The sequence below is a fragment of the Actinomycetospora lemnae genome (assembly GCF_028737315.1).
GTDB lineage: Bacteria > Actinomycetota > Actinomycetes > Mycobacteriales > Pseudonocardiaceae > Actinomycetospora > Actinomycetospora lemnae.
On record NZ_JAQZAO010000012.1, the window covers coordinates 141,285 to 152,128 of the forward strand.

9 protein-coding genes are annotated in these 10,844 nt (G+C 73.6%); 1 reads left to right on the top strand and 8 read right to left on the bottom strand.

Translation table 11 applies throughout. The features are described 5' to 3' along the window. Positions 1-10: 10 nt before the first annotated feature. Entirely contained in the window at positions 11-454 is a 444-nt protein-coding gene (locus PGB27_RS24100; RefSeq protein ID WP_274202968.1) for a hypothetical protein, read from the top strand. On the opposite strand, the gene mobF is transcribed toward PGB27_RS24100, so the two are convergent. From mobF to PGB27_RS24140, 8 genes are all read right to left on the bottom strand, one after another. Next, a complete protein-coding gene (gene mobF / locus PGB27_RS24105; RefSeq protein ID WP_274202969.1) occupies positions 444-4,931 on the bottom strand; it encodes a MobF family relaxase in 4,488 nt (1,495 codons plus the stop codon). The two genes, PGB27_RS24100 and mobF, sit on opposite strands and share 11 nt — an antisense overlap. A gap of 256 nt (positions 4,932-5,187) precedes the next feature. After that, positions 5,188-5,907 (bottom strand): hypothetical protein, encoded by a 720-nt coding sequence (locus PGB27_RS24110; RefSeq protein WP_274202970.1) that lies wholly within the window; start codon positions 5,905-5,907, stop codon positions 5,188-5,190. A 140-nt stretch (positions 5,908-6,047) separates the two neighbouring features. Further along, positions 6,048-6,803, bottom strand: a complete 756-nt coding sequence (locus PGB27_RS24115; protein ID WP_274202971.1) for a hypothetical protein — start codon at positions 6,801-6,803, stop codon at positions 6,048-6,050. After that, complete coding sequence (locus PGB27_RS24120; RefSeq protein WP_274202972.1) at positions 6,800-7,225, bottom strand: hypothetical protein; 426 nt, start codon at positions 7,223-7,225, stop codon at positions 6,800-6,802. The genes PGB27_RS24115 and PGB27_RS24120 overlap by 4 nt, the downstream gene beginning before the upstream one ends. After that, entirely contained in the window at positions 7,222-8,946 is a 1,725-nt protein-coding gene (locus PGB27_RS24125) for a type IV secretory system conjugative DNA transfer family protein (protein ID WP_274202973.1), read from the bottom strand. Before PGB27_RS24125 ends, PGB27_RS24120 begins: the two co-directional genes overlap by 4 nt. After that, positions 8,943-9,344 carry a hypothetical protein gene (locus tag PGB27_RS24130; RefSeq protein ID WP_274202974.1) on the bottom strand — a complete coding sequence of 134 codons (402 nt, stop codon included), beginning with the start codon at positions 9,342-9,344 and terminating at the stop codon, positions 8,943-8,945. Before PGB27_RS24130 ends, PGB27_RS24125 begins: the two co-directional genes overlap by 4 nt. Beyond that, positions 9,341-9,622, bottom strand: coding sequence for a WhiB family transcriptional regulator (locus tag PGB27_RS24135; protein ID WP_274202975.1), 282 nt, complete (start codon positions 9,620-9,622; stop codon positions 9,341-9,343). Before PGB27_RS24135 ends, PGB27_RS24130 begins: the two co-directional genes overlap by 4 nt. A gap of 376 nt (positions 9,623-9,998) precedes the next feature. Then, entirely contained in the window at positions 9,999-10,163 is a 165-nt protein-coding gene (locus PGB27_RS24140) for a hypothetical protein (protein ID WP_274202976.1), read from the bottom strand. Between the last annotated feature and the right edge of the window lie 681 nt (positions 10,164-10,844).

Sequence of the window (10,844 nt, forward strand, 5' to 3'; positions counted from 1 at the left end):
AGGAGGCGGAGTGGACGTCACCGAGGCCGACATCGCTGGCATCCCTATCGGCAATGTCCGCGTACCCCGGGAGGAGTTCGTCGCAGTGTGGCGGGCCGCGGCGCGACGGGGCGATGAGCAGGGCGCCAACGGCGTGACGGATTGGTACGCCGGCGGGGTGTCGCTGACCTGCCGGTGGCTGGCCGCGGCGCCGATGCGCAGCACAACGGGTCCTGGGACGTTGGCTCGTTCGCCGGTGATGCGACGGGCGGTGGTGGCGTACGAGGAGCTGATCGAGGCCGAGTACCTGGCCGCCGAGCTGCTCGAGGAGCGCCGGCCCGACCTGATCCGGTCACGGCCGGGTTGGTGCGAGGCAGTGGCCGCGACGCTGCGCTGGGCTTGGCGCCGCCAGGGTCCGTCGCCCATCGACCTCTCGGTTAGGACCGCGACCGGAGCCGCTCCGGCTACGTCGTGACGTCGGCGTTGACCACGTCCGCGAGGTCCTCGGCGCTGTCGTCGGCGTCGTCCATGTGGTGGGCGGCGCGTTCGTCGTCGGCGTGCCAACGGGTGAGCTCCTCGACGCGGTGCTCCTCGGATTCTTTCACGTCGGCGCTCTCGCGGGCGCGCATCTCAGCCAGAGCGCGGTGGGCGCGCTCCGTCGCCGCTGCGGTCTCCTCGGCGCTGGGGACCCGAACGTCATCCTCGGCCACGGGTGCCGGCTCGTTGACGGCCTCTTCTCGGATGTCGAGGTCCGGAGATTCGACGACCGGTACCGATTCGACGACTTCGGGTTCCTCGGCATCGTCAGGACGGGTTCGCTCCCGGCGCTCGGCTTCCGCCGGCCGCTCGCCGGCCTCCTGCGACGCGCGGTCCTCGTCGGTCGTGTGCTCCGTCGGCGCCCGGTCGTGCTCAGCGAGATCGAGGTCGGCCTCGGTGATCTCGCGGTGCGGCTCGTCCTCGTCGAGAGCCTGGCGGTGGGCGGCGAGCCATTCCTCAGCGGTGACGAGGCGTTCGGGCTCGGTGTCGTCGATGTGCCGGGCTGCCAGCTCGGCCTTCGAGCGCTCGGCGGCGGCCCGGGTACCGGAGGTGTGGACGAGCCACCGTGAGCGGGCGTCGTCGAGCTCGTGAAGCTGCTCGGCGCGCTGGTCGAGAGTTCCGGCGAGGGCTGCGGCCTGCTCAGCTTCACGGATGAGACGGGTTCGCTCGGAGTCGTCCGGGACGGCGAGGGCCTCGGCGCGACGAAGCTGCTCGTTCTGGCGAGCATGGTCGGCGGCCTGGCGGGTGCCAGCGAGCTCGTTGCCGACGTAGCGCGGGGCCCAGGCGGCCTCGCGGTCGTAGGCGCGGACCCGGACGCGCAGCTGGCCGTCGGAGAGCTCGAGCTCCTCGCGGTCGATGTCGGGGCGTCCGAGGGCGCGCCACGCGGCGCGGTAGGCCGCGTACGCCTCGGCCTGGCCCGGTGCGGGTGCGGGACCGAGGGCGTCGTCGTCTACGTCGTAGCCGCGGGACTCGCGGTAGGCGGCGACGGCGGCGGCCTTGTCCTGCCAGGCGTCGCGCTCGTCGGGAGTGGCGGGCACGGGCCCGAGGGCGTCGATGAGCCAAGCGGGGGCGTTGTCGGCGAGCTGCTCGCCGAGTTCCTGCGCCCGCAGGTCGGCCGCCGTCGCGAGGGAGGTGAGGTACTGGTTCCACTCGGCGTTGTCGGTGCGCGGGGTCCAGGCGGACCAGGTGTCGCCGACGGGGTCAAAGGTGTGCTCGTCGCGGATGCGGCCGTGGACGACGTTGGTGAGGTTGCGGGCACCGTCGAGGGGACGGTCGGCGATCGCGTCGTGCAGGACCTGGCGCGGGTCGTGGCCGGCGATCTCCGCGCGGCGCAGGATGCGGGTGAGCGAGGCGGTGCCGTCCTCGGCGGCGATACCGGCCCGGTCCTTCGGGCCGAGGACGCCCTCGGCGGTGAGCTGGTCGAGCCAGCCGGCGGTGCGCTCGGCGGCGGCAAGCTGGGCGGCATCGGCGAGCAGTTCGGCCGCGGTTCGGGTGGTGCCGGCTTCTTCGGCGGACTCGGTGGCGGTGGCGACCGCGGAGCGGGGCGCGGCGGTGGCGCTGGTGTCGAGGATGCCGGCGAGGGTGGCGACAGGATCGCGGTGCAGGCGGTGACGCTCGGTGCCGCGGGCGGGGTCGTCGACCTCGGTCACGGTCGCGACGTGGGCGGTGTTGGCGTTGCGGCCGCGGGACATGCCGACGTAGAGCGCGGCCGGGCCGGTCGAGCCGGTGACCACGGAGTGCGTGCTGTCGACGGTGGCGCCCTGGGCGGCGTGGACGGTGGAGGCGTAGGCGAGTGCGACGTGGTCGGCGACGTAATCGGCGGGGAGCACCATCCGCTCCCCCGCGCCGTCGTGCCCGGTGCTGCCGTGGCGGACCTCAAGGGAACCGTCGTCGCGGAGGCCGGTCACGGTGTAGGTCTCGCGGTTGATCGGGGGCCGGCGGTTGCCCTCGTGGCCGATGAGCTCCCAGCCGTTGCGGCGGGCCTGGATCACGTCGCCCACCCCGGCGAAGGTGCCTGTGGCGAGCGCGACGCCGGCCTCGTCGACGCGCCCGAGGCGGACGAGTTCGGCGCGTAGCACTGCGGAGAGGCGATCGGCCTGCTCGTTCATGTCGACCAGCAGCAGGGAGCGGCGCCCGGCGAGGGTGTCGGCGAGCCACGCGGTGGCGGCGGAGGTCTCGGCCTCGTCGCGGGTGCCCGCGTCGAGGATGCGGCCGTGCTGGTGGTACTCGCGCAGCACCGCCTCGTCGCCCGCCCGTAGGCGCAGCGAGGCACCGCGCTCCCACTCAGCCGCGAAGCGGCGCGCGTCGGTGAGCTCGTAGCGGCTGCCGCTGGTGGCGAGCAGGTCCATGCCGCCGCCGGCGCCGACCGCGGCGAGCTGGCGGTGGTCGCCGACGAGCAGGAGCTTGGCGCCGGCTGCGTCGGCGTGGGCGTGGATGGCGGCGAGTGCCGCGGTGTCGGTCATGGCGGACTCGTCGACGACGACGAGGTCGCCGGCCCGTAGCCGCCAGGCCTCGTCCTCGGGCACGGCCAGGCCGTGGTGCCGGCTCGCGAGCCGGTCCTGGCTGCCCAGCCAGCGCGTCACGTTGCACGCGGTGAGACCTTCGGCGGTGAGGACGTTAGTGGCGACCTGGCTGGCCGCCAGACCGAACACGCGGCGTGGCGCCGCGTCGGCGGGGACGCGGCAGGGGTCGGACCAGGCGCGGGCCAGGGTGCCGACGACGAAGGATTTGCCGGTGCCGGCGGGGCCGACGAGAGACTCGACGCGCGCGCCGGAGGTGAGCACTCCGCGCACTGCGGCGGCCTGGTCGACGCCGAGCTCGACCCCGGCCTCGCGGAGCTGTTCGACGAAGCGGTCCGCGACGTGGCCGGGGACCGCGGCTGCGCCGCCAGTGGTGGTCGCGGCGACCATGGCGCGCTCGGTGTGGACGTGCTCGGGGGTGGCGTAGAGCCTCGCGCCGGGAGCGTCGTAGGCGGACTGTCCGTGGCGTAGGCGCAGCGCGTCAGGGAGGGCCGCGTCTCCGGGTCGCGCGGGGTCGAGGGGGACAGCGAGCTCGAGCGCGTGGTCGGTGAGCGAGTCGAGGAACGTCGCGATGTCAGTGGCCTCGAGCAGGCCGAGGTGGTCGGGCAGGGCGTCGTTGATCGAGCGGGTGAGGTCGGCGCGGGTCCAGCCGGCCTTCTTGGACTGGACGTCGGCGAGTGCGGTCTCGATGACGGCGGCCGGGGACCAGGACATGGCTTCGGGAGCCTCCGGTCGGGAGGCGAGTGCCTCCTCGGCGACCCCGCGGAGGCCCCCGGTGACCTCAGCGCGGACGGTGGCGTCGACCCGGTCGAGGAGCTGCTCGCGGGTCTCGCCGTCGTGGGACTTCGCCGCGCGGGTCGCGAGGGTCGCTTGGCGGGCGAGGCGGTCGCGCTCAAGCCCGTTGGGCGCGCGACCGTGGCGCAGCTCGAACGCGTCGATGAGCTCGGCGGCGCGGGCGGACACGGCGTGACGGCGGGTGGAGACGAGGTCCATGGCCTCGGGGTCCACGCCGACGACCTCGCGGGCCTTGCCGTCGGGGCGGGTCGCGAAGCGCACGCCGACCGTCCGGGTCAGGCGTTCCTCGGTGGTGCGCTCGGCAACGGCGGCGGCCGCGGCCCGGAACTTGTGGATCGCGCGGGAGTCGAGGGTGCGCCATTCGCCGTCGGGCCCCTGCACGCGGTTGAGCACGGGGTTGTGGATGTGCAGCTGAGGGTCGTGGTCGCGGGAGTCGTGCTGGAAGAACGAGGTGACGACCCAGTCGTGGGAGTCGACCCATCTCCCCGCAACGCCGCCGTGGTGCCCGACGCGGGCGTAGCCGGCGTGGTCGGACAGGTAGGACAGGGCGGCGTTGTTGCCCGACCAGATCGCGTCCTCGACGGCTTGGCGGTACTGGCCCCACGCCGTGGCGCTGTCCTCGTCGCCGGCAGCGCGGGCCTTGACCTCCTCTGCCTCGAACGCGGTGTGCAGCAGGGTGACCGACTTCTGAACGCTGAACGTGACGTCGAGGAAGGCGACGTTGTGCCGCGCGACCTTGCCTGCCTCCGTACGGAGTTCAGCGCGGCGTTCAGCGTCGGCGCCCGGCTCGCGTTCAAGGGCGGCGGCGTAGAGGTCGTCCTCACTCGTGTAGCGGCGCCCGGAGTGCCCGAGGGTCGGGACCTCGTCCCAGCGGGTGGGGTCGGCGAACCCGTCGGCGCGCGGGTCGAGGAAGCGTTCGTAGAGCGCACGCATGTCCTGGGCCTCGACGAGCCCGGTGAGCCCGAGGGCCTCCGCGCCGCTCCCCCACCAGCGACCCGGCGGTTCGCCGTCGGACACGGCACCGGTGTAGTAGTTCTCGCGGCCGGTGGCTACTTCCTTGAGGAGGTAGTCCGGCGAGTAGCCCGAGGAGACGCTCAGCATCCGGACGACCTCGCGATCGAGGGGAGGGCTGCACGGCGACGAGCCGGGGTGATCGTTTCGCGTGGCGGCCGGCCGGAGGCCGGCCTGGACCCTCGGATCGTGATGCCTAGGTGTGCTCGCGTTGATCTTCTAGGTCTCTTGCTCCTGTTGGGGTAGTGCGCTGATCTGGTGAGTGGGTTCTCTGCTGTCGCTGTTCTTGCTCTTCTTCTCTGGCTCGTTGTCGTGGTCTTGCTCGTTGTGGTGGTGGTCGGCTCGGTCATATCTGGGTCCTCTGCTCGTCGTGGTGCTCGTCGGTGTCGTGTTCCTGGTGCTGCTCGGGTGGCTCGGTGATCAGGTGCACTGCTGGCGGTTGGGCGCGGAGGTCCTTGAGCACGGTGGCGGCGGTACCTCGCGAGACGCGGGCCTCGGTCTCGAGGACCGAGACGGTCGGCCAGGTCCTGGAGCCATGGGCGAGGCGTAGGGCGGCCGATCGCGCGCGATCGCGCGCAGGTGACGGGGCACCTCCCCCGGTGTCGCCGGTGGGGTCGGACGCGGCGCGGTCAGCCGGGTCCGACGCGGCGGGGCGACCCGCGACGGCACCGATCAGCGTTGAACGGTCGTCGGTTGAACGCGGGTGATTGGGGACAGGGTTGTACGCCACCTGTTGAACGGGCCGCTGCTGGTCGACCTCGAGTGATCGTCGGTCCTCGGCACGGCAGGGCTCGGCTGTCGCCTCGGGTCGAGGGAGGGCAGTCGCCGTGGTCAGCAGGTAGAGCAGGTGCGCAACCGTCGCGGCGGCGACGGCCGGCCACGCGCCGACGCCGAATCGGAGGACGGCCGGTGCCTCGACGGTGGCGCCGCTCGCGAGGTAGACAGCCTGGGCGAGTCCCGAGAGCCCGGCGGCGACGATCACCACGGCCCACGAATAGCGGGCAGCGTGCCCGGAGAGGCGCGCGGTCGCGGCGTAGGCGACGAGGGCGAGCCCGTCGGTGATCAACGGGTAGAGCCAGGCGATGCCGCCGGGGACGCGAGCGGCCAGGGCCACCTCGTAGAGGCCGTGCGCCGTCGCAACCGCGGCTCCGAGCGCGACGACGAGTCCCGGCCACCACACTGCCCGGACCGGGGCCGGGGTCGCGGTCACCACGGCCTCGCCCCGTTCGCTGCGGTGGGAGGCGCCGGGCGCTGCTGCGGTCCGGGCTCGGACAGGAGGTCGCGGTGGCGCGCTGAGGGGTCCGGCGGCGGCTCCGGGGCGGGCTGGTCGCGGGCTGCTGCCCACCACGCCGCGATTGACGTACAGGCGTCAACGCCCGGGACCGGTAGCGCGCCCTGCGGAGCGCTCGACCATCCCGCGCGGCTCTGGTGGCGCTCGCGGGAGCAGGACCCGGCGTAGGCCTTGATCCGCCGGACGACCCCGGGCCGCTGTCGGTCGTGCCAGTCCCCTGCCAGCGCCACCGACGCGGCCGCGCCCTGGTAGGCGGTGAGCCAGGCGAACTCCAGCCAGAGCAGTTCCTCGACGACCTCGGGGTGCCAGAGCCAGCACTCCGGAAGGCCGCCGGCGTCGCCGTAGCGCAGGTACACCCGGTGCAGCCAGGTGCACAGCTCGCCGAGCACCCGGGCGACCGCGTCCGGGTCAGTGGGTGCGATCAGCCACGAGGGTGCAGGGGTTGACCGCGGGCGCGCGGCGGCCGAGGCGAGGGCCTCGGCCACGGTGTCGGCGAGGTCGGCGACGGCACGAGCGAGGTCGTCGACCCGCTCGGTGGTGCTGGCGAGCGGGTCGAGGCTCCGCCGTAGCCCGTCGACCTCGCGGGCGACCTCGGCCAGCGCCTCGGCGCGGGCGTACTCGTCCCCGGAGGCACCATCGGGGCCGGTCGGCTTGTGGGTGCGTCCCGTCACCGGTCCCACCCCGCAGTCTGGTCGTCGCAGTAGCCGGCGGTGTCGTCGGTATGCCAGCGCGCGAGCTGCTGGCGGCGTGCTTCGCCGTCGAGATCGTCGTCCTCCTCAGGCGGGAGGCCGCCGGAGAGCTCGATCCAGCCCTGCACGAGCTGGTCGTCGGGAACGGGAACCGAGAGCGGCCTGCGGGGAGGACCCTCGCTACGTGGGTTGGGGTGGCTGTCGGGTGTGGGCACGGTGACCTCCGCCTGATCGGTCGGGTCGTGGTGGAGGCGGGCGAGGAGGGCATCGCGGTCGTCGGCGAACACCTCCAAGTCGTCCGCCGGCGCAGAGTCGCGGGCGACGGCTCGCGAGAGGTCTCGGAGCCGCTGGGTGAGGGCGGCGACCTCGTCTGTGGTGACGTGGGACCGGTCGTCGAGGCTCATCGGGTCCACGGCCGGTCGCTGGAAACGGCGGTGGCGAAGAGCCGGCGCCGGGCACGTCGGGCGAGGAGGTCGAGCCGGCGGAACCGCGGCGCGGTGCGGAGCCGCAGGTTCGCGCGGACGTCGCGGCGTCGCCACGCCATGCGGGCGCGACCGATGACCGGTGCCATGCCGCGGCGGATGACCACGACCTTGCCGCGGGGCAGGTTCGCGATCTGGGCCGGCTCGAGCACCGGGACCTTGCGGACCGTGCGCGAGGCGACCCGGCCGTGCAGGTCGGTCGTCGTGATCCGCTCGTCGCGCTCACCGGCGAGCGTCGACCAGAACTGGAGGTCATCGCGGTCGCGTGTTCCGCCGAAGAGCACCACGGCGCCGGTGTTGTTGAGGATCGTCGCGGTCTTGTGTGGTCCGTAGCGCGCGAGCAGCTGCGCGCGGGACTGGAATGGCGCGATGATCGTGACCCCGCGCCCGCCCATGTCGGCGGTCCAGTTCTCCAGCGGGACCGGCGAGATCAGCGCCGCCTCGTCGAGCGCGAGCGTGAGCGGCGGGTCGAGCCGCCCGGACGGGAACTGCACGGCCAGGCGCCGGGCCTCGCGGGCAACGTGCCCGGTCAGCGCGCACACCAGCGGTCCCGTCTGCGCTTCCTCGGCACCGAGCAGGAAGACCGTCGCCCGCTGCGCCAGGAGCCACGCGACGTCGAACCCCTGTCCCGGCGCGGCGGCCGCGGCAGCCGCGGGATGTGTGAGCCAGCCGAGCGCCGGCATGAGGGTCGAGGTGATCGAGGTCCGGGTGCGGTCGTTGGTCGAGATGAACTGCATCGCGTCCTGCTCGAACGCCTGCACCCCGGAACGACGCAGCAGGGCCGGGACCTCGCGAGCAGCGCGGTCGGCGTCGGCGACCCACGCGAGGACGTCGCTCATCGTCAGGCACCCGAGTGCCGCAGCGTGCAGCAGCGCGGCCAGGACCCGCCGAGCCTGGCCCTCCCAGTAGGAGCGATCTCCGGAGCTGCCCTCGCTGGTCGCGGCGACCATGTCGGTGGCCCGCTCCCCCGCGGTCACCGGGTTCGTGCACCCGGTCAGCGGGTCGAAGGTGATCGAGGAAGCGAGCCCGGCCATGCCGACCGGGTTGAACACGAACACCGGGCCGCGCCGGGTTCGCAGCGACCAGCACAGCTCGAGCAGGTCCGTGCGCGTCGAGGTGACGACCAACGCGCCCGGCGCGTCGAGGATGCGGCCCGCGAGCCATCCGGACTTGCCGGTGCGCGGTCCGCCGAACACGAGGACGACGTCCTCGACCGACGCCCACACCCGCTGTACGCCGACCCGGCACAGCTCGACGGCGGCCTCACCGGTCGGCAGGCGCCACCGCTGCCATCGGGTCAGCCCGGCCAGCGACGGGCGCACCGTCACCGCTCGCCGCCGGTGCACCAAGCTCCCGGCGTGCCGGGCGACATCGAGGGTCGACGCGACACCGGACTTGCGGCGGCTCCGCGCCGACCATCGGGTGACCGTCGCCGACGTCCGCGCCCACCGGTGCCAGACCGCGCCGACCAGCAGGACGCCGACGATCACGAGGACCGGCCAGGCCAGCGACGTGGCGAAGGCCCACCCCGGTAGGACCGCGAGGGCCGCAGACCCGACCGCGTAGGACCGGCTCCCGCGCTGCCATGCGATCGCGGCCGCGCCGATCAATAGCACCAGGAAGATCAGGGCTGAGAGGTTCATGGCCGGCCTCCTTCGCACGGCTCGTGGGTGAGGTGGTCCAGGCCGATGTGGCCGATGGCCGACCAGTAGGAGTTGGCGTGATCCAGCGCGCTCGAGAGCTCGGCGCGTAGCGCGCCCGCCGAGAGGACCGCCCACTCGAGGCGCGTGGCGGGGTCCGAGCCATCGTCGTCTCGGAGGGGCCGCCCGTCGCCGTAGGCCTCGGTCTGACGGGCCAGGACGCCCACGGGGTCATCGAGCGTTCGCAGGGTCGTCACGACCTCGCAGGCCAGCCGGTAGAGGTCGCCGTGGTCGATGGTCTCCCCTTGCCGCGCCCGCTGGGTCCTGGCGGCGAGGTCCCACCACTGCGACCCGTTCTCCGCCGCGGCGACGGCACATCGGATTCGGTCGGGGCCGCTCATCGGGCACCTCCGGACGCCGGCCCCGTCGAGCGGCCGTCACGCACACCTGACCGTCGGAGCTGCTGTCGTTCCTGCTCCGAGACCCCGCCGGCGACGCCGTAGGGCATCCGTTCGAGGGCTTCCGTCAGGCACGGTCGGCGCACAGGGCAGCGCGAGCACACGGCCTTCGCCGTGGCGACCTGGGCGTCGTGGATCGGCCCGTCCTCGGCCGAGGGGAAGAACAGCTCCGGGTCCGCGTCACGGCAGGCGGCCCGCTGGCGCCACGTGGTGTCGGTCATCGCTGCCCCTCCCCCTGCTCGACCCGCTGCGGCGCCTCGAACAGCCTCGGCAACGCGTCCTCGGCCGCCTGACGCTCGGCGGGGTCCGCCACGACTCGCGGCGCCACCACGCCGGGCACGTCTTCCGCCAGGTGCACCAGCCACGCGGGACCCGGCCCCCGCTCCCTGACGCTCCGGGCGAGCGCCCGCGACGGACACACCCGCTGCCCGCCACCGAGCGGCCACCCGCACCCGGGGCACTGCCGTGCCCCGACTGGGGCGTCGTGATCGGCGGCGACCTGCGCCAGCACCGACCGGCCCGCTGGCTCGAGCAACCGCGGGTCCAGGTCACCCACCTGCGGCGCCCGCTGTTCGACGCCAGTCGTTCCGCCGCGGCTCACGACGCCACCGCCGATTGCTCACGCTCAGCGTCCTGCTGCTCGGGCTGGCAGCCCTCGTGGGAGCCGTACTCGTCGCACTCGGCGCACCGCGGCCAGTCGCCGTCCACTGTCACCGTGTGCGCGAGCGCGTCGAACCAGACGTCCCTGCGCGTGTTGTGCATGTCGTGACCTCCGGTGGGGTTGGAGGGGCGAGACCGGACCGGGTCAGCACTCACCGGCCTGGCTCCGCGCCCGTGGACACCCCGAGACCGCTGGTGATCGGCCCCGGGGCAGCAGGTGGAGGCGTCCTCTGCCTCCACCGCGCCTCGGGCGCCGACGGGCTGCAGAGGTCTCCGGGCTCCAGGGCCGGACGGAGTCCGGTCGCGCAGCGACGCCGCAGGCGCCCTTGAACCCGGAGGGGCGGCCCGGACAAGCTCCCGGGACCGACCAGCAGCGCCGCCAACGGCGGCTCCATCAGGGCGCTCGGCCCGCGCGGCCGTGAGCGCATCGGTTCCGCGGTCTTCGAATCCGAAGGGGACGGCGATAGCATCGTGAACTCTCCTGTCACCTGCTGGTGGGTGGGGGAGATCGGCCCGGCAACTGCGCTCCGCCAAGAACCTGTTGCCGGGCCGACTCTGTCGACGGCCATCACGACGCCCGCCGACCTCGTCGAACCTGTGCCGAGCGCAGGGCCATGCGTTGGAAGTGCGCTCGCCGCGCGGCCTCGGCGCGCAGCTGCTGACGACGGCTGAAAGCTGACCCCTTGGCGACGGGTGAATCTGGACCCCCTTGCCGTTAGTGAGGGGTGCTGAGCGTGGAGGACTGGGCGGAGATCCGCCGGTTGCACCGGGCTGAGGGGATGC